The 21546-nt window shown below is 61.0% G+C and carries 3 protein-coding genes and 1 pseudogene; all 4 read left to right on the top strand.

Annotation, left to right across the window (positions count from 1 at the left end):
- Positions 1-91: 91 nt before the first annotated feature.
- Positions 92-16018, top strand: a pseudogene (locus M8370_RS04195) (Ig-like domain-containing protein); the annotation flags it as partial.
- Positions 16019-16030: 12 nt separating this feature from the next.
- The gene (locus M8370_RS23575) at positions 16031-18097 is read left to right on the top strand and encodes a beta strand repeat-containing protein (protein WP_458294793.1); all 2067 of its coding nucleotides are present in this window, start codon (positions 16031-16033) and stop codon (positions 18095-18097) included.
- Between the two features lie 71 nt (positions 18098-18168).
- Positions 18169-20349 carry a type I secretion system permease/ATPase gene (locus tag M8370_RS04190; protein WP_250020528.1) on the top strand — a complete coding sequence of 727 codons (2181 nt, stop codon included), beginning with the start codon at positions 18169-18171 and terminating at the stop codon, positions 20347-20349.
- Positions 20346-21521, top strand: coding sequence for an HlyD family type I secretion periplasmic adaptor subunit (locus M8370_RS04185; protein WP_013096690.1), 1176 nt, complete (start codon positions 20346-20348; stop codon positions 21519-21521). The genes M8370_RS04190 and M8370_RS04185 overlap by 4 nt, the downstream gene beginning before the upstream one ends.
- Positions 21522-21546: the final 25 nt, after the last annotated feature.

Raw genomic sequence — 21546 nt, 5'->3', positions numbered from 1 at the left:
TCTGAAAATAATGGGTGAAATTTCCCAGGGATAGCTACATCCATCTGGTGGACATATCCACAGGAATCCGAGCACCTGCAAGGAGAGAAATATGAGTAACGTAAAAGTTGTAGATGTCATCATTCGCAAGACAGCGGAGAAAACGAAATTAACCGGCGAAGGAAATCTGTCGGTCTCCATTTCCTCTCCGAGCGTGATTGAAATCCAGGGTTCTGCACAGGACGTGGTGCGTTACGTCCGCCAGGGGAAAGACCTTCTCATTTATATGAAAGATGGCAGCGTTATTCGCTGCAATAACTATTTCGTTGAAGATCCTGAAACCCATAACCAGTCTGAACTGGTATTTAACGATAATCAGGAATTAACACATATCTCTTTTGCCGATGCCGGGGAAGCGTCAGGCGCAGCCGTTACTGAATTAACCGCGCAAGCCACACCGATTAGCAGCATTGAACCTTTCCTGACCCAGGAGAGCATATTGAGTGATGCGCCATGGGGCTGGATTGCGGGGGCGGCGTTAGGCGGCGGTGCTATTGGGGCACTGCTGGCTCACGGTGGTGACGGCGAAACAAAAACAAAAGTTATTGATAATACGAAAGAAGTAGAGAGCGCAACGCCAACCTTCATGCTCACCGATCTTGCGGGAGACAAGCAGGGCGTGCTGAGTGCAAATGCGATCACCGACGATAACACGCCAACCTTTAGCGGTACCGGGCAACCGGGCGCGACCATTCAGATCAAAGACAGCAGCGGCAATACGCTTGCCAGCGCGATGGTCAGTAAAGACGGCACCTGGACGGTAAAACTGCCGACCCAGACAGACGGGGAACATACCTGGTCAGTCGTGCAGATCGACGGCAGTAAAACGACCTCCGCAGGCAGCATCACCGTGACCGTTGATACTGCCGTGGCGAGCGTGACGCTGGCAACCACGGCGGGGGATAACGTCATCAACGCCAGCGAGCAGTCCACAGGCTTTACGCTTTCTGGTGCCAGCAAGAACCTGGCGCAGGGAACAGAACTGACCGTTACGCTGAACGGCAAATCCTATACGGCTGAGGTGGGTGCAAACGGCGCATGGAGCGTGAAGGTGCCTGCGGCGGATGCGCAGGCGCTGGGCGACGGCACCTGGACGGTGAACGTCAGCGGCAAGGACGCGGCGGGCAATACCGTGAACGGCAGTCAGACGATTGGCGTGGATACTGCGGCACCGACCATCGCGGTCGATACTGTCGCGCAGGACAATATTATCAATGCCGCTGAACACCATCAGCCGCTGACGCTGAGCGGGAAAACCACGGCGGAAGCCGGTCAGATTGTCACGGTGACAGTGAACGGTAAAAACCATACCGCCACGGTGGGCAGCGACGGTACCTGGTCCGTCACGCTGCCAGCCAGCGAGGTGCAGTCGCTGGCGAATGGCGAACACACCCTGACGGTGAACGTCAGCGATAAAGCCGGGAACGGGTCATCCACCCAGGCGCATTTCACCGTGGATACTGTCGCCCCGGTCGTGACCATCAATACCGTCGCGGGCGACGATATTCTCAACACCAGCGAGCAGGGCCAGGCGCAGATTATTTCCGGCCAGGCGACCGGAGCCGCAGCAGGTGATGTGGTCACCGTAACCGTTGGCGGCCAGAGCTTTACCGGCGTGGTGCAGGCGAACGGCAGCTGGAGCGTAGGCGTACCGGCGTCAGTCATTGGCGCGCTGGGGGAAGGTAACCACAGCATTGCGGTTTCGGTGACCGATGCGGCGGGCAATACCGGTAACGCCACCCACGGCATTACCCTGAGCGGTAACCCACCGGAATTCACCTTGAATGCCATCAGCCAGGATAACGTGCTGAACGCGCAGGAGGCGATGCAGCCGCTGAGCCTGAGCGGCACCAGCAACCTGCCAGACGGCAGCGTGGTAAACGTCACGCTGAATAACGTGAGCTATCAGGCCACCGTTAATAACGGCATCTGGTCAGTTCAGGTGCCGGTGTCTGACGTTCTGAACCTGGCGAACACCCTGTACACCGTCAGCGTGAGCGGCACCGATGCCGCCGGTAACAGCGGCTCCGCCGAAGCGACGCTGCTGGTGGATACTGTGCTGCCGCAGGTGATTATCAATACCTTCGCCGGTGACAACCTGGTCAACAATGCTGAAGTGGCGGTGGATCAAACCCTGAGCGGGCGCGTCATCGGCGCGGCGGCGGGCGACACGGTCTCTGTTTCGGTGGGCGGTAAGAGCTACACCGCTACGGTAGGCAGCGATCTGACCTGGAGCGTGACCATTTCGTCAGCCGATCTGAAGGCCTTTGGCGACGGGGCGTTAACCTTTACCGCTTCTGTCACCAACGCCCACGGCAACACCGGCAGCGGCGAGCGTGATATCAACATCAACGCCGAGCTTCCTGGCCTGCGGGTGAATCCCATTTCTGGCGATGACGTGATCAACGCCATCGAGCAGCAGCAGGATCTGACCGTGACCGGCTCCAGTACCCACCTGGCAGCGGGCACGCACGTCACCGTCACCATCAACGGCGTCGAGTATGCCGCCGTGGTCAACGCCAACGGCAGCTGGCAAATCGGCGTCCCGGCGTCCGATCTGCAGGGCTGGACGGCCGGAGATATCACCGTTCACGTCAGCGCGACAGATGCCTGGGGAAATACCGTTTCAGCTGAGCACCCCATCGAGCTGGATCTGAACGCCGTGGCGGTGACCATCGATACCGTCAGCAGCGATGACATGCTGAATGCGGCTGAAAAAGGCGCCGATCTTATGCTGTCGGGCCAGACGCAGGGCGTAGAGGCCGGGCAGACTGTGGTGGTTAAATTCGCCGACCAGACCTTTACCGCGCAGGTGCAGCAGGATGGCTCTTGGAGCCTGACCGTGCCGGCCAGCGCCATGGAGACGCTGATTGACGGACGCGCGCAGGTCAGCGTCAGCGTGACGAACGTCAGCGGCAACAGTGCCGACGCGTCGCGCGTGGTGACCGTGGATACCTTACCGCCGTCCATTACGATCGATAACCTGACCGACGACAACATCATTAATGCGGCCGAAGCGCAGCAGGATCTGATCTTAAGCGGCGGCAGCAATGCTGAGGCGGGACAGACGGTTACCGTTACGCTGAACAGCAAGCACTATCAGACCACCGTCCAGAGTGACGGGACCTGGACGGTGAACGTACCGGCTGCGGATCTCGGCGCTCTGACCGACGGCACCGTCACGGTAACGGCAACCGTGAGTGACGTGGCAGGCAACAGCAGCAGCGCAGACCGCGTTGGGCTGGTGGATGCGACCGTCCCGCAGGTTACCATTAACGATTTTGTCACCGACACCAATACCGTTAACCAGCTCGCACATTCACAGGCGCAGATCCTGAGCGGGTCGGTCACCGGTGCGGCAGCGGGTGACCTGGTGACCATCACCCTGAATAACGTGGAGTACACCACCGTGGTGGATGCGGCGGGGAACTGGAGCCTCGGCCTGCCAGCCTCCGTTGTACAGGGTCTGACAGACGGGACCTGGACCGTTAACGTCTCGGTGACCGATCGCTCCGGTAATACCGGCAGTAGCGCAGTGGACGTAGTGGTCAACACCGTGACGCCGGAAATCGCTATCAATACCCTGGCGGCGGACGATGTGATCAATGCGACGGAGAAAGGCGAGGATCTGCTGCTTTCCGGGACCAGCAACCAGCCGGAAGGGACGACGATTGCCGTTAGCCTTAACGGCATCACCTACACCGCGACCACCGACGCCAGTGGCAGCTGGAGCGTCACCGTACCTGCCTCTGCGGTCAGCGCGCTGGGCGAGGCACATTACACCGTGACTGCCAGCGTCACCGACAGCGTGGGCAACAGCGCCTCAACCACGCACGATGTGCTGGTGGACAGCTCGCTGCCGGTTGTGACCATCAACGCGCTGGCGGGCGATAACATCGTTAACGCGACGGAAGTGGCCGCGGGGCAGACGTTGACCGGTAAGGTTACCAATGCTGCTTCAGGTGACACTGTCACCATTATGCTCGGCGGCCAGACCTACACCACCACGGTTCAGGACGATCTCACCTGGAGCCTGCCATTAACCCAGAGCCAGTTAACCGCACTTGGCAACGGCGAACTGACCGTATCGGCCAGCGTCACCAACGTGCACGGCAATACTGGCTCTTCCTCGCTGGACTTCTCCATCGACGCCCAGCTGCCGGGCCTGCGTATTGATACGGTCGCAGGCGATGACGTCATCAATATCATCGAGCACGGTCAGAACCTGATTGTGTCGGGCACCAGCACCGATCTGGCGGCAGGCAGCACCGTTACCGTCACCATTAACGGCAAGGATTATTCCGCCTCGGTACTGGCGGACGGCACCTGGCAGGCGGCCGTGCCTGCGGCGGACGTCTCCCAGTGGGCTGACGGTTCACTGACCATCAGCGCCAGCGCGCAGGACACCTCCGGCAACCCGGTCACGATTGGCACCGTCGTTGATGTGGATCTCAGCCCGGTCGCCATTAGCATTAACAGCGTGACCGCTGACAACGTGCTGAACGCGGCGGAAAAAGGCGAAGACCTCGTGCTCAGCGGCACCTCAGCCAACGTTGAGGCGGGACAGACCGTGACCGTTACCCTGGGCGGGAAAACGTATACGGCGACGGTAGACGCCAACGGCGACTGGACCACCACCGTTCCGGCAGCGGATCTGAGCAGCCTGAAGGACGGCGATGCCAGCGTGCAGGTGAGCGTGACCAACGTTAACGGCAACAGCGCATCGGCGGGGCGCGAGTACAGCGTGGATACCACCGCGCCGACGGTCACCCTCAATACCATCAGCGGTGACAACATCCTGAATGCGGCAGAGGCGGCGCAGGATCTGACCCTCAGCGGTACCTCCACCGCCGAAGCGGGCCAGACGGTGACCGTGGCCTTCAATGGCAACACCTATACCGCGCAGGTGCAGGCAGACGGCAGTTGGACGCTCGACGTCCCGGCGGCCGATCTGGCGGGCATCGCCGACGGTAATGCCACGGTCACGGCATCCGTTTCTGATAAAGCCGGCAACCCGGCGAGCACCGATGCGGCCGTGCTGGTGGATACCACCGTGCCGCAGATCGTGTTTGACGTTGTGGCGGGTGATGACATCCTGAATATCGCCGAACACGGCCAGGCGCTGATCGTCTCCGGTAAGGTCACGGGTGCCCAGGCGGGAGACGTGATTACCGTCACCCTCAACGGCAAAGACTACACCGCCATGCTGGACGCCTCCGGGAACTGGAGCACCGGCATTCCGGCCACGGACGTCGGCGCGCTGGTAAGCGGCGATCAGACCCTCTCGGCAATCCTCACCGATAAAGCGGGCAACAGCACCACCGCCACGCATGACGTTACGGTCTCCCTGACCGCACCGGTTATCGCCATCAACACCCTTGCGGGCGATGACGTGATTAACGCGATCGAAAAGGGCGACGATCTGCTGCTCTCCGGCACCAGCAATCAGCCGGACGGCACCACCATCACCGTAACCCTGAACGGTATCAGTTATACCGCCACCACCGACGCCAGCGGCAACTGGAGCGTGACCGTTCCGGCAGCCAACGTCTCGGCGCTGGGTGAAGCCAGCTACACCGTGACGGCGAGCGTGACCGATACGGCAGGCAACAGCGCGAGCGCAAGCCATAACGTGCTGGTGGACAGCGCGCTGCCGGTTGTCACCATTAATGCGGTTGCCACCGACGACATCATCAACGCCGCGGAAGTGGCGTCTGGCCAGACGCTGAGCGGGAAAGTGAGCGGTGCCGCGAGCGGTGACACTGTCACGCTTTCCATTGGCGGCAACAACTATACGACAACCGTTCAGGACGATTTAAGCTGGTCGGTGAATGTGCCGTCTGACGTGTTAACCGCCATCGGCAACGGGGACCTGACCGTGACGGCCAGCGTCACCAACGGCCACGGCAACACCGGTTATGGCGAGCGTGACATCACCATTGATGCCAACCTGCCGGGCCTGCGTGTGGACACCGTGGCGGGCGACGATGTGATTAACAGCATCGAGCACGGGCAGAACCTGATTATCACCGGTACCAGCGAGGGGCTGAGCGCTGGCTCGGCGCTGACGGTCACCGTCAACGGTAAAACCTACGCGGCCACGGTGCTGGCAGACGGCACCTGGACGGCAGCGATCCCTGCCGCAGACGTCAGCGCGCTGAATGCGGGCACGGTCACCGTGACCGTTGACGGCCAGAGCAGCGCCGGTAACCCGGTGACTATCAGCCATGACGTGACCGTGGATCTGGCGACCGTGGCTATCAGCATTGACGCCATTGCCACCGATGACGTGATCAATGCGGCAGAAAAAGGGGCGGATCTGGTGCTGTCCGGCTCCACCACTAACGTGGAGGAAAACCAGACGGTTTACATCACCTTCGGCGGTAAGTCTTACACCGCCACCGTAGATGCCAGCGGCAACTGGACGGCCACCGTGCCATCGGCTGATTTGGGTAGCCTGAAAGATGGCGACGCCAGCGTGCAGGTGAGCGTCACCAACGTCAATGGCAACAGCGCGTCGGCAGGCCGCGAATACAGCGTGGACGCTACCGCGCCGACGGTTTCCATTGAGATTGTCAGCGATAACAACATCATCAACGCGCTTGAAGCGCAGCAGGATCTGGACATCAACGGTGTGACCAACGCCGAAGCGGGCCAGACCGTCACCGTGACCCTGAACGGCGTGGATTACACCACCACCGTACAGGCCAACGGCAACTGGAGCGTCACCGTGCCGTCTGCGGACCTGAGCAGCATGGTGGACGGCAACTACACCATCAGTGCCGCCGTCTCCGATAAAGCGGGCAACCCGGCCTCTGCGGATCGCGACGTGCTGGTGGATATCACGGTTCCGCAGTTGACCATTAACACCGTGTCCGACGATGACGTGATCAACAGCGCCGAGCATGCGCAGGCCCTGATGGTGACCGGTTCCGTGACCGGCGCCGAAGCGGGCGATGTGGTTACCGTCACCATTAACAACAAATCGTATACCGCCACCGTGGATGCCTCAGGCAACTGGAGCGTGGGGGTACCTGCGGCGGACGTCAGTGCGCTGACCGCGGGCGATTACACCATCACCGCCGCGTTGACCGATAAAGCCGGTAACAGCAATAGCGCGACCCATGACGTGGAGGTGAACCTGACCGCCCCGGTGCTGACCATCGATACCGTGTCCGGTGATGATGTGATCAACAGCACCGAGAAAACGCAGGATCTGACCATTACCGGTACGGCCACCGGCCTGACGGCAGGTGCGGTTGTTACCGTGATGCTCAACGGCAAAGCGTATAGCGCGACGGTGGATGATAACGGTCTCTGGAGCACCACCGTTCCGGCGAGCGAGGTGGGGCAACTGGGTGAAGCGCTTTACAGCGTCACCGCGTCAGCCACGGACAGCGTTGGCAACAGTGCCAGTACCTCGCACACTGTGAACGTGGAATCCGTTCTGCCGGGGGTGATCATCAATACCGTCGCGGGTGACGACGTCATTAACGCGGCAGAACTGGCAACCGGGCAGACCATCAGCGGTACCGTGGTGAATGCCGAAGCGGGCAATACCGTGACCGTGACGTTAGGTGGCAACACGTACACGGCCACGGTACAGAGCGATCTCACCTGGTCTGTCAACGTACCGGAATCGGATCTGACGGCGCTGGGCAACGGCGAACTGACGGTGAGCGCCAGCGTAACCAACAATGTGGGCAACAGCGGCTCCGCTGAGCGCGATATTGCTATCGACGCCAATCTGCCGGGCCTGCGTGTGGACACCGTGGCGGGCGATGATGTGATCAACACCATCGAGCACGGACAGAACCTGATTATCACCGGCTCCAGCGACGGTCTGACGCCGGGTACGGGATTAACCGTCACCGTGAACGGCAAAACCTACCCGGCGACGGTGCTGGCCGACGGCTCCTGGAGCGCAGCGGTTCCGGCCGCGGACGTCGGGGCGCTGGCTGCAGGCACGGTCACCGTGACCGTTGAAGGTCAGAGCAGCGCGGGTAACCCGGTCTCCATCAGCCACGATGTCACGGTGGATCTGGCAAGCGTCGCCATCAGCATTGACGCCATTGCCACCGACGACGTGATTAATGCGGCCGAGAAGGGCGCGGATCTGGTGCTCTCCGGCAACACCTCGAACGTGGAAGCGAACCAGACCGTCACGATTACATTCGGCGGCAAGAGCTACACTGCCACCGTGGGGACAGACGGTAAATGGACCGCCACCGTGCCAGCGGCGGATCTTGCCGGTCTGAAAGACGGCAATGCCAGCGTGCAGGTGAGCGTCACCAACGTCAATGGCAACAGCGCGTCCGCAGGCCGCGAGTACAGCGTGGATGCCACCGCGCCATCCGTGACCATCAACACCCTGGCGACGGACGACATTCTTAATGCGGCAGAAGCACAGGCCGACCTGACCGTCTCCGGCACCAGTACCGCGGAAGCGGGCCAGACGGTGACCGTGAGCCTGAACGGCAAGGACTACACCGCAACGGTCGGTTCAGACGGTAACTGGACGCTGAACGTCCCGGCGGCGGATTTGGCAGGTTTAGCCGACGGCAGCGTGACCGTCACCGCATCGGTCAGCGACAAGGCGGGTAACCCGGCGTCGGTTGATCACAATCTGACGGTGGACGTGACCGTGCCTCAGGTGACCATCAGCACCATCGCGGGCGATGACGTCATTAACATCGCAGAACACGGCCAGGCACAAATCATCAGCGGCATTGCCACCGGCGCGGCGGCGGGCGATAAGGTCACCGTAACGATTGGCGGCCAGAGCTACACCACCGTGCTGGACGCGGCAGGCAACTGGAGCGTGGGCGTACCGGCCAGCGTCATTTCCGGCCTCAGCGACGGCAGCGTGACCGTGACTGCGTCAGTCACTGACGCGGCGGGCAATACCGGCACCGGCACCCATAGTGTGACCGTCGATACCGGTCTGCCTTCGGTTAATTTCAACACTATCAGCGATGACAACATCCTGAACGCGGTGGAGAAAGGCCAGGATCTGAACGTCAGCGGCACCAGCGCCAACCTGGCAGAAGGCACCGTGGTGACCGTGACCCTGAACGGTAAAAACTACACGGCCACCACGGCGGCAGACGGTACCTGGAGCCTGACGGTTCCGGCTGCCGATCTGGCGGGTCTGGGGCAGGCGAACTACACCCTGAACGCGACCGCCACCAACGGCGTGGGCAACAGCGTGAGCAACAGTGCGAACCTGCTGGTCGACACCGCACTGCCGACCGTCACCATTAATACCGTGGCGGGCGACAACGTGATTAACGCGGCGGAAGTGGCGGCAGGCCAGACCATCAGCGGCACCGTGGCGAATGCCGAAGCGGGCAACACCGTAACCGTGACGATTGGCGGCAACAGCTACACCGCGACGGTGCAGAGCGATCTGAGCTGGTCCGTAAGCGTGCCGTCCGACGTTCTGACCGCGCTCGGCAACGGCAGTCTGAGCGTGAGCGCGACCGTCACCAACGGCCACGGCAACACCGGTACGGGCGAACGTGACATCGCCATCGACGCTAACCTGCCGGGCCTGCGTGTGGACACCGTGGCGGGCGATGATGTGATCAACACCATTGAGCACAACCAGAACCTGATTATCACCGGCTCCAGCGACGGGCTGACCCCAGGCACCGCACTGACCGTGACCGTCAACGGGAAAGACTATTCCGCAACGGTGCTGGCGGACGGCACCTGGAGCGCGGCGGTCCCGGCGGCGGACGTGAGCACGTGGCCGGAAGGCACCGTGAAGATCAGCGTCACCGGCGACAGTACGGCGGGTAACCCAATTACCATCAGCCATGATGTCACCGTGGATCTGGCAACGGTGGCCATCAGCATCAATGCCATTGCCTCCGACGACGTGATTAACGCGGCGGAGAAGGGCCTGGATCTGGTGCTCTCTGGCGCCACCACCAACGTGGAAGCCGGGCAGACCGTCACCCTGAGCATGGGCGGTAAAATCTATACTGCGCAGGTCGATGCCGATGGCAACTGGACCGCCACCGTGCCAGCGGCGGATTTTGCCGGTCTGAAAGACGGCGACGCCAGCGTGCAGGTGAGCGTTACCAACGTCAATGGCAACAGCGCGTCCGCAGGACGCGAGTACAGCGTGGACGCCACCGTGCCATCCGTGACCATCAACACCCTCGCGACGGACGACATCCTCAACGCCGCAGAAGCACAGTCTGACCTGACCGTCTCCGGCACCAGCACCGCGGAAGCGGGCCAGACGGTGACCGTGAGCCTGAACGGCAAGGACTACACCGCAACGGTCGGTTCAGACGGTAACTGGACGCTGAACGTCCCGGCAGCGGATCTGGCGGCGCTCAGCGACGGCAGCGTGACCGTCACCGCATCGGTCAGCGACAAGGCGGGTAACCCGGCATCGGTTGATCATAATCTGACGGTGGACATGACCGTGCCTGAGGTGACCATCAGCACCATCGCGGGCGATGACGTCATTAACATCGCAGAACACGGCCAGGCACAAATCATCAGCGGCATTGCCACCGGCGCGGCGGCGGGTGATAAGGTCACCGTGACGATTGGCGGCCAGATCTACACCACCGTGCTGGACGCGGCGGGCAACTGGAGCGTGGGCGTACCGGCCAGCGTCATTTCCGGCCTCAGCGACGGCAGCGTGACCGTGACTGCGTCAGTCACTGACGCGGCGGGCAATACCGGCACCGGCACCCATAGTGTGACCGTCGATACCGGTCTGCCTTCGGTTAATTTCAACACTATCAGCGATGACAACATCCTGAACGCGGTGGAGAAAGGCCAGGATCTGAACGTCAGCGGCACCAGCGCCAACCTGGCAGAAGGCACCGTGGTGACCGTGACCCTGAACGGTAAAAACTACACGGCCACCACGGCGGCAGACGGTACCTGGAGCCTGACGGTTCCGGCCGCCGATCTGGCCGGTCTGGGGCAGGCGAACTATACCCTGAACGCGACCGCCACCAACGGCGTGGGCAACAGCGTGAGCAATACGGCGAACCTGCTGGTCGACACCGCGCTGCCGACCGTCACCATCAACACCGTGGCGGGCGACAACGTGATTAACGCGGCGGAAGTGGCGGCAGGCCAGACCATCAGCGGCAGCGTGGCGAATGCCGAAGCGGGCAACACCGTAACGGTGACGATTGGCGGCAACAGCTACACCGCGACGGTGCAGAGCGATCTGAGCTGGTCCGTGAGCGTGCCGGAGTCGGTCCTGACCGCGCTGGGCAACGGCGATTTAACGGTATCAGCGACCGTCACCAACGGCCACGGCAACACCGGTACGGGCGAACGCGATATGACCATCGACGCCAACCTGCCGGGTCTGCGTGTGGACACCGTGGCGGGCGACGATGTGATCAATAGCATCGAACATGGTCAGAACCTGATTGTCACCGGCTCCAGCGACGGACTGGCGGCGGGCACAACGCTCACCGTGACCCTGAATGGCAAAACTTATGCGGCTTCCGTGCTGGCAGATGGTACATGGAGCGCGGCGATCCCGGCTGCAGACGTCGGGGCGCTGGCTGCTGGTACGGTCACCGTCACCGTTGCAGGCCAGAGCGCAGCAGGCAACCCGGTGACCATCAGCCATGACGTCACGGTCGATCTGACCGCGGTCGCCATCAGCATTGACACCATCGCCGCTGACGACGTGATTAACGCGGCGGAGAAAGGTGCGGATCTGGTGCTCTCTGGTAGCACCAGCAACGTGGAAGAAAACCAGACCGTTACCGTCACCTTTGGCGGCAAGTCTTATACCGCCACCGTCGATGCAGACGGCAACTGGGCCGCCACCGTACCGTCCGCGGATCTCGCGGGCCTGAAAGACGGCGATGCCAGCGTGCAGGTGAGCGTCACCAACGCGCACGGCAACAGCGCCTCCGCAGGGCGTGAGTACAGCGTAGATGCCACCGCGCCAGGCGTCACCATTGATACGGTTGCAGGCGATAACGTTATTAACGGCAGCGAAGCATCCGCTGGTGTGACTGTCTCCGGCACGACCACGGCAGAAGCAGGGCAGACGGTTACCGTGACGCTGGGCGGCAACAGCTATACCGCCCAGGTACAACCGGGCGGCACCTGGAGCGTCAACGTACCTTCCGCCGATCTGTCCGCACTGGCTGATAATGGCTATACGGTGCAGGTGAGCGTCAGCGATACGGCGGGTAACCCGGGCAGCGCGAGCAAAGCGATTACGCTGGATACCACACCGCCGACCGTCAGCTTTAACGTGGTGGCGGGCGATGATGTCATCAACAGCGTGGAACATGCGCAGGCGCAGATCGTCAGCGGCACGTCCACCGGCGCGAACGTGGGCGATAAGGTCGTCATCACCTTGGGTTCAAACCAGTACACCACCACCGTTGATGTCAGCGGTAACTGGAGCGTGGGCGTACCGGCGAGCGTGATTTCTGCGCTCAATGACGGCACCGTGACCCTCAGCGCAATCATCACCGACAGCGCGGGCAACAGCAGCACCCAGACCCACGACGTGGTGGTTAACACCGCCTCCGTGGCGCTGACGATAAATACTCTCAGCGGCGATGACGTGATCAACGCAGCAGAAGCCACTACGTCTCTGGTGATTAACGGCTCCAGTGCCCAGTTTGCCAGCGGCACGGTGGTGACCGTGACCCTGAACGGCAAGAGCTATACGGCCACCATTCAGAGTGACGGCAGCTGGAGCACCACCGTACCGGCGGCCGATGTGGGTGCGCTGGCCGATGGCGCGAACTATCAGGTAGCGGTTTCGGCGCAGGACAGCGCGGGCAACAGCGCTTCGGCAACGCACAGCATCAGCGTGGACACCACTGCGCCGGTGGTGAGCATTGCAACGCTGTCGGGCGATGACGTGCTGAACGCAGCGGAAGCGCAGCAGCCGCTGACCGTGCACGGCTCCTCCAGTGCAGAGGCGGGCCAGACCGTCACCGTGACCCTGAGCGGCAAAACCTACACTGCCACCGTGGCGAATGACGGCACCTGGACGCTGGATGTTCCGGCCACTGACCTGGCTGCACTCAGCCAGGGCGCGCTGACAGTGACCGCGTCGGTCAATGACAACGCCGGTAATAACGGCCAGACCACGCACACCTTAACGGTGGACACCGTTGCGCCGACCGTCACCATCAGCACCGTGGCCGATGACGATATCGTCAACAACGCCGAGCAGCTGGCCGGCCAGACCATCCGCGGCACCACCACGGCGGAACAGGGCCAGACAGTGACCGTCTCCTTTAACGGCCACAGCTATCAGGCAACCGTCGCGGCAGACGGTACGTGGTCGGTCTTCGTGCCGGGCCGTGATTTCCTTGGCCTGAGCGACGGGGATTACACCATTACCGCCTCGGTGAGCGATAAGGCGGGCAACCCGGGCAGCGCCACGCACGACGTGACGCTGAACGGCGATGTACCGACGATCGTTATTAACACTTTTGCCCAGGACGACATCGTCAGCGCCGCTGAACACGGTACGCCGCTGGTGATCAGCGGTACTACCGACGCGCCAGCGGGCCAGACGGTGACGGTGACCCTGAACGGCAAGTCCTATACGACGACCGTGCAGAATGACGGCAGCTGGAGCTATACGCTCGGCAGCGCAGATGTTTCCGCGCTGGCAGACGGCGGCGCGTATGTCATTAACGCGCAGGTGAGCAACACCATCGGCAACAGCGCCAGCGACAACCACACCGTTACCGTGGATCTGACTGCGCCGTCGATGGGGATCAGCATTGATTCCCTGCAAAACGACACCGGTCTGAGCGCGAGTGATTTCATCACCAACGACAGCCAGATTATCCTCAACGGTTCCCTGACCGCGCAGCTCGGCAACAACGAGAAGGCGCAGATCAGCCTGGACGGCGGGGCCACGTGGAGTGATCTGAGCGTCACTGGCACGACCTGGCGCTACACCGATAGCCGCACTCTGACGGACGATACGTACCAGTACCAGGTGCGGGTGATCGATAACGCGGGCAACGTGGGGGCAACGGACAGCCAGGACGTGGTGATTGATCTGACCGCGCCTGTGGCAACGAGCATTACGGTTGACTCCATCTCCCAGGATACCGGTCTGTCCGACAGCGACTTTATTACCAGCGATACGCAGATCAGCCTGAAAGGGACGCTGGGCGCGGCGCTGGGCAGCGGTGACCACGTCCAGATCAGCCTCGACGGCGGCCAGAGCTGGACCGACGTCAGCGTCAGCGGTTTGAGCTGGACCTATGTGGATGGCCGTACGCTGGCCGACGGGGATTACAACTACCAGCTGCGCGTCATTGATGATGCGGGGAATATCAGCGCTACCGTAAGCCAGGTAGTGACCATCGATACCGTTGTGCCGGACGCCAGCAAAACGATCGCCATCGACAGCATCAGCGATGACACCGGCCTGAGCAGCAGCGACTTTATCACCAGCGATACCTCGCTGACGCTGCACGGCTCGCTCGGCGCGACGCTGGCCGACGGGGAATATGCCCAGATCAGTATTGACGGCGGCGTGACCTGGCAGAACGTGATTGTCACCGGCAACAGCTGGTACTACGTGGATGGCCGCACGCTGGCTAACCAGACCTATGACTACTACGTTCGCGTGGTGGATGCCGCGGGTAACGTGGGTGCCAGCGCCCAACAGCAGGTCACCGTTGACACGGTGGCCCCGGATGCGGCGATTACGGTGAGCGTGGATAACATCACCGTGGATACCGGCTTCGACAATAACGACTTCCTGACCAGCTCGACATCCTACACCCTGCACGGCACGCTCGGTGCTGAACTGGGAGCGGGTGAGTACGTTCAGGTGAGCATGGATGGCGGCACCACCTGGGTCTACGCCACCGTGAGCGGCACGCAGTGGAGCTATAACGACACGCGCACGCTGACCGACGATAGCTACAGTTACCAGGTACGTGTTGTCGACCAGGCGGGGAACGTCGGGGCTACCACGTCGCAGGTGGTAACGGTGGATACGCAGGCGCCGCAGTACGGCGTCACTATCGACAGCATCAGCGACGATACCGGACAGTCCGGCAGTGATTTCATCACCATGGACACCACACTGACCATTAACGGTTCGCTCGGTAGCGCGCTGGCAGACGACGAGCGCGTGCAGATCAGCCTCGACGGCGGGAATACGTGGGTTGACACCACGGTCACCAACCAGCGCTGGAGCTACACCGATACCCGCGATCTGGATGACGGGGATTACACCTACCAGGTGCGGATTATCGACCAGGCGGGTAACGTTGGCTCCACCGCGTCGCAGGTGGTGACGGTCGATACTACGCCGCCAACCACCATCGGTACCGTGGTGAGCTACACCGACGGTGAAGGCGAGCGTCAGGGCACTTACGGTACGTCGGTGGCGACGGATGATACCTCACCGCTGATCAACGGCACGCTGAACCGCGCCCCGGACGACGGTGAAATTGTGCAGCTCTATCGCGACGGCATTCTGCTTGGTCAGGTAACCATGAACGGCAGCGCCAGCTGGTCCTTCCAGGACAACGGCCTGAGCGATGGCAACCACACCTACATTGTGCGCGTCACCGATAAAGCCGGTAACTACACGGAATCGGACGGGTTTGTGCTGAACGTCGATACCAGCGTGCCGACCACCACGGCGGCAATTACCGCCCAGACCACCTCCGATACCACGCCGATTGTCAGCGGTACGGTATCCGCAGACCTGGTGAACGGTGAATACCTGGTGGTGACGGTGAACGGGAAAACCTACACCTCCCAGACCGGCGGTGCGGTAGTGGTCGACCCGGATCACAACACCTGGTATCTGCAGATCCCGGACAGCGATGCGCTGGGCGTGGCGAGCTATAACGTCACCGCTCAGGTGAAGAGCAGTGCGGGCAACGGTAATACCACCGGTATTGCCAACGGCAGCCTGGTGATTGATACCACCACCGTGAATACCGACTGGGCGACCACGGCGGGGAACAGCAATAACTCGACTATGACCGTCGGCACGAACAGCAGCGGCCTGTGGAATATCATTGCTAACGGCCAGTCTTACTCCAGCAGCGATAGCTCCACTTATGCGGGTAATGCGCTGACCAACACGCGTTCCTACTACGTGGTCAGCCAGACGGCCGCAGACTTTGACCGAAACGGCACACAGGATGTGTTCGGTACTGAAACCGGCTACGCAGGCTCCACGCAGGTCATGTGGACCTACGATGGCAGCACCTATAACGCCAGCCAGCTGGCGATGGGGACCACCATCTGGTACGGCGGCGTGGTGGCGTACGACAAAAACGGGGATGGTTATCTGGATCTGGCATACGGCGATGCGGGTGCGGACTCCATAACCTATCTGATTAACAACAATGGCGTGCTGACACCAGACGGTACCAACGGCGGGGCAGGCTTCTGGGGACAATTCACCACCATGCGTGAAATCTCCGGCGTCGACCTGAACAACGACGGCACCGTAGACATTGTGCAGCACACCAACCGCAGCGGCGCGTACTCGTTAACCGTGATGAACAACAACGGCAACGGCACGCTCTCCATCGGCCAGAACCTGACCAACGTGTTTGTCGCGAACGCCTCGAATACCACCACAGCAGCCTCCATGACGTGGGCGGACTTCAACGGCGATGGCTACATGGATCTGTACCTGGGCAGCAGCTACAACAACACCGGCGGGGTGATCTACTACAACAACGGTGCAGGACAGCTGTCCACGACCAAGAGCGCGGTAGAAGCTTCTAACGCCACGGCGGGGTATCTGTCGGTGGCGGTGGACTGGAACGGTGACGGGCAGATGGACATCATCAAGCTCAGCACCTACGGCGCGTCACAAACCGCAACCCTGTTCACCAACAACGGTTACGGTTCCACCTGGACCTCGAGCCAGCTGGCGTCTGGGCTTGCCAACGTTACCGGCGTGGCCGCGGTGGATTACAACTGGGACGGCGCACAGGATCTGCTGGTGTCGCAGCAAAACGGCAAGGTGGTGCTGGTGCAAAACAGCAAAACCATTGCCGACGGCACCGCGATGCATCTGCACATTGTCGACAGTGAGGGTATCAACGCTTACTACGGCAACACGGTCAATCTGTATAACGCCGCGGGTGTGCTGGTGGCCTCGCAGATCATCAACGCCCAGTCCGGTATCGGCTCGAACGATACCTCTGCGCTGGTGAGTTTCTACGGGCTGGATCCGAATGAGACCTACTCGGCCGAGATCGTCAAGATCACTAACGGCGTGTCGGATAACGTCACCTGGAGCGGCCTGGAGGCGAGCAACGGTAAGGAGGGCTACGTGCTCACTGCCGAAGCGGCCACCGGCGGCCACAGCGGAACGATTACCGGCACCGGGTATAACGACACCTTTATCGCAGAGGATGGCACCTATACCTATAACGGTTCCGGCGGCTGGAATACCCACTCCGACTATGACACCTGGAGCAACACCGGTGGGATGGACGTGGTGGATTACCGTAACGCAACGTCCGGCATTACCTTTGATTTACGTCTCTCCACGGCGCAGGACACCGGGTTTGGCACCACGCGGTTGTTGAACATTGAAGGGATCAACGGCTCGGACTTCGACGATGTCATTACCGGCAACAGCGGTGATAACCAGTTCGAAGGCCGGGGCGGAAACGACACCTTCAATATCGGCAGCGGCGGCCACGACACGTTGCTCTATAAGCTCATCAACGCGTCGGATGCCACGGGTGGTAACGGTCACGATGTGGTGAACGGCTTTACCGTCGGCACCTGGGAAGGCACGGCGGATACGGACCGTATCGACCTGCGCGATCTGCTCTCCGACAGCGGTTATACCGGCACGGGTTCGGCGAGCTATGTGAACGGGGTGGCAACGCTGGACAGCAGCGCGGGGAACATCACCGATTACATCCGCGTGGTGCAAAACGGCAGCAATACCGAAATCCAGGTTGACCTCGACGGTACGGGCGGTCAGTTCTCGCCTACCACGCTGGTGACCCTGAACGGCGTCCAGACGGATCTGGCGACGCTGCTGGCCAATCATCAACTGTTAATTGCGTAAAACCCTGCCGCGGGGAGCGATCCCCGCGGCCTTTTGCGTTTCTTTAGACGACTTGCGTTAACCCGGAGATTATGAAGACACATCCACAGTACGAACCCTGGTTGCAGGGCATGCTCACCATCGCGAAGCACTATCGGCTGGATTTTTCGGCGGAGCATGTTCGGGTCACGATTAACCATGAAAGCCAGTCCCCGCGCCAGCTGGTGCTGGAGGAGATGGCGCGCCAGCTTGGGCTTGGGATGCGTAAGGTGGAAGCAGACGCCGTCTCCCTCGACCCGTGGCGTTTACCGCTGCTGGCGGAGTTCACTGGCGGACAGATCGCGGTTATTAACCGCATGGACAACGACGGCAACGTCAGCCTGCAGTTCAGCGGCGATGGCGGGCTGGAGACAACATTAACGCGGGAAGCGCTCGGCGCACGGCTGAAAACACTGCTGGTGTTGCGCCCGCTCGAATCCACGCCGGATGCCCGCGTGGATGATTACATCAAACCCTATGAGAAAAACTGGTTCTGGCAGCTGGCGCTGAAAGACTGGCGACGCTACAGCGACATCATGCTGGTGGCGCTGGTCGCGAACGTGCTGGCGCTCTCCGGCATGGTCTTCTCCATGCAGGTGTACGACGGGGTGGTGCCCTCGCAGTCTGAAGCCACGCTGTGGGTGCTGTTTGGCGGCGTCATGCTCGCCATCGTGTTCGAATTCATTATGCGCATGCTGCGCGTGCATATTTCGGATGTGGTAGGTAAGCGAGCGGATCTGCGGATCTCCGAGCGGGTGTTTGCTCACGCGCTGCGGATCAAAAACGGCGCCCGCTCTAAATCGACCGGGTCGTTTATCGCCCAGATCCGCGAGCTGGAGTCGGTGCGCGAGCTGATTACCTCCACCACCATTGCGGCGATTTCCGATCTGCCGTTCTTCCTGCTGTTTGTGTTCATTCTGTGGATGATTGGCGGTCCGCTGGTGCTGGTGGTTCTGCTTGCCGTGCCGCTGCTGCTGATCCCGGGCCTGCTGGTACAGCGCCCGCTGGGAAAACTCTCCAGCGAAGGGATGCGCGAATCCGCCATTCGTAACGCCACCCTGGTGGAGGCGGTACAGGGCATTGAGGACATCAAGCTGATGCGCGCCGAACAGCGTTTTCAGAATCAGTGGAACAACACCAACGATGTGGCGGCCACCGTCGGAATGAAACAGCGCTGGCTGACCGGGCTGCTCCTGACCTGGACGCAGGAGGTACAGTCCATAGTTTACGCGGTAGTGTTGCTGGTGGGGTGCTATCTGGTCATCAGCGGTGACATGACCACCGGTGCGCTGGTGGGGACCTCGATTCTGGCCTCGCGCACCATCGCGCCGCTCTCACAGATTTCGGGCGTGCTGTCCCGCTGGCAGTCGGCGAAGGTGGCGAGAAAGGGTCTGGACGACCTGATGCAGCGCCCGATTGACGATCCTCAGCAGGGTAAAAAGGTGCATAAAGCCCATCTGCGCGGGAACTATACCCTCGACGACGTGGGATTCTGGTACGACGACGAGGAAAAACTGACCGTGCTGCACATCAGCAAATTGCAGATCCGCGCCGGCGAACGGGTGGCGGTGCTGGGGCGCAACGGCTCCGGCAAAAGTACCTTGCTGCAGCTTCTGGCCGGGATGCAGGAACCGCAGCAGGGAAGCATTCTGCTGGATGATATTGCCTTAAATCATCTCGACACCGCCGATGTGCGCCGGGATATGCAGCTGCTCAGCCAGCAGGCGCGGCTGTTCTTTGGCTCTGTGCGCGACAATATCCTGATGGGCAACCCGCTTGCTACCGACGAGGAGATCCATCAGGCGCTGGTTAACAGCGGTGCGCTGGAGTTCGTGCGTAAGCAGAAAATGGGGCTGAACTACCTCATCAATGAAGGGGGGGCCGGGTTATCCGGCGGCCAGCGACAGGCGCTGTTGCTGGCGCGCGCCCTGATCACGTCGCCCAATATTCTTCTGCTGGACGAGCCTACCGCCTGGCTGGATGAGATGAGCGAAAAGCAGTTCATTCAGCACTTACAGCAATGGCTGGGCAAGCGCCGGACGCTGGTGGTGGCAACACACCGGCTGCCGATTCTGGATCTGGTTGACCGCATCATCGTGCTGGAAAACGGCAAGGTGGTGATGGATGGCCCGCGCGACGCGATCCTGCGTCAGCACGGTATGGCGCCGCAAAAGGCAGCGCAGCGTACCGTGACCATGAAACCGGCGGCCGTGTCCGAGGAGGGAATGGCATGAATGATCTATCCCGCTATAACAGCCGCCTGAAAGAGCCGCGCCTGCCGCGCTCAACGTGGGTGGCCTGGTCGCTGTTCGCGCTGCTTGCGGCGTTTATCGCCTGGGCGAGTCTGTTTCAGCTTGATGAAGTCACCACCGGCAACGGCAAAGTGATCCCGTCTTCTCACGAGCAGGTCATTCAGTCGCTGGAGGGGGGCATTATCCATAGCCTGCTGGTGCGCGAAGGTGACATCGTTGAACGTGGGCAGCGGCTGGCTCAGCTTGACCGCACCAAAACAGAATCCAGCGTGCTGGAAAGTGAGTCTCGTCTGAATGCCGCGCTGGCCACGGCTGCGCGCCTGAAAGCGGAAGTCAACGACACGGAACTGACGTTTCCGCAAGAGCTGGATGACGACGTTGAACTGGTCAAACAGGAAACGGCGCTCTTCCAGTCCCGTCGCGAAAGCCTGGAAAAAGGGCTGGCCGGTTTGCGTCAGGGGGCTGAACTGGTCCAGCGCGAGCTGTCGTTAACCCGTCCGCTGGTCACTCAGGGGGCGGCGAGCAAGGTGGAGGTGTTACGTCTGGAGCGGCAAAAAAACGAGCTTGAGAACAAAATCACCGAAATGAAAAACCAGTATTACGTGCGCGCCCGTGAAGAGCTGGCGAAAGCGAATGCGGAGATCGAAGCCCAGCGCTCGGTCATGAAAGGGCGCGAGGATTCCCTGACCCGTTTGACCTTCAACGCGCCGGTGCGCGGGATTGTGAAGGACATCGACGTTACCACCGTCGGCGGCGTTATCCCCCCCAATGGGAAACTGATGAGCCTGGTGCCTCTTGACGATCAGATGGTGGTTGAAGCGAAAATTTCACCGCGTGATGTGGCGTTTATCCACCCCGGACAAAAAGCGCTGGTGAAAATCACCGCCTATGACTACTCGATTTATGGTGGACTGACGGGTGAGGTGACCATGATTTCACCCGATACCCTTCAGGATGAGGTCAAAAGAGACGTGTACTACTACCGCGTCTATATCCGTACTGACAGTAACCACCTGACCAATAAACAGGGCAAGGAATTTCCGGTGTTTCCGGGGATGATTGCGACGGTGGATATTAAAACGGGCAGTAAATCCATTCTGGATTATCTGCTGAAACCGCTGAATAAGGCGAAAGAGGCGTTGCGGGAACGCTGACGAACAGAAAAGGGCGCTCGGGAAA

Origin of the sequence: Enterobacter cloacae complex sp. OE43NF (assembly GCF_023544405.1) — a bacterium.
Taxonomy (GTDB): Bacteria; Pseudomonadota; Gammaproteobacteria; order Enterobacterales; family Enterobacteriaceae; genus Enterobacter; species Enterobacter cloacae.
Note: the sequence above shows the minus strand (reverse complement) of the source record. Positions and strands in the feature narration are given on the sequence as shown.

What these genes read in the sequence shown, in the direction of transcription:
- M8370_RS04185 (WP_013096690.1), top strand. Translation starts at nt 20,346, where the DNA reads ATGAATGATCTATCCCGCTATAACAGCCGCCTGAAAGAGCCGCGCCTG.
- M8370_RS04190 (WP_250020528.1), top strand. Translation starts at nt 18,169, where the DNA reads ATGAAGACACATCCACAGTACGAACCCTGGTTGCAGGGCATGCTCACC.
- M8370_RS23575 (WP_458294793.1), top strand. Translation starts at nt 16,031, where the DNA reads ATGACCGTCGGCACGAACAGCAGCGGCCTGTGGAATATCATTGCTAAC.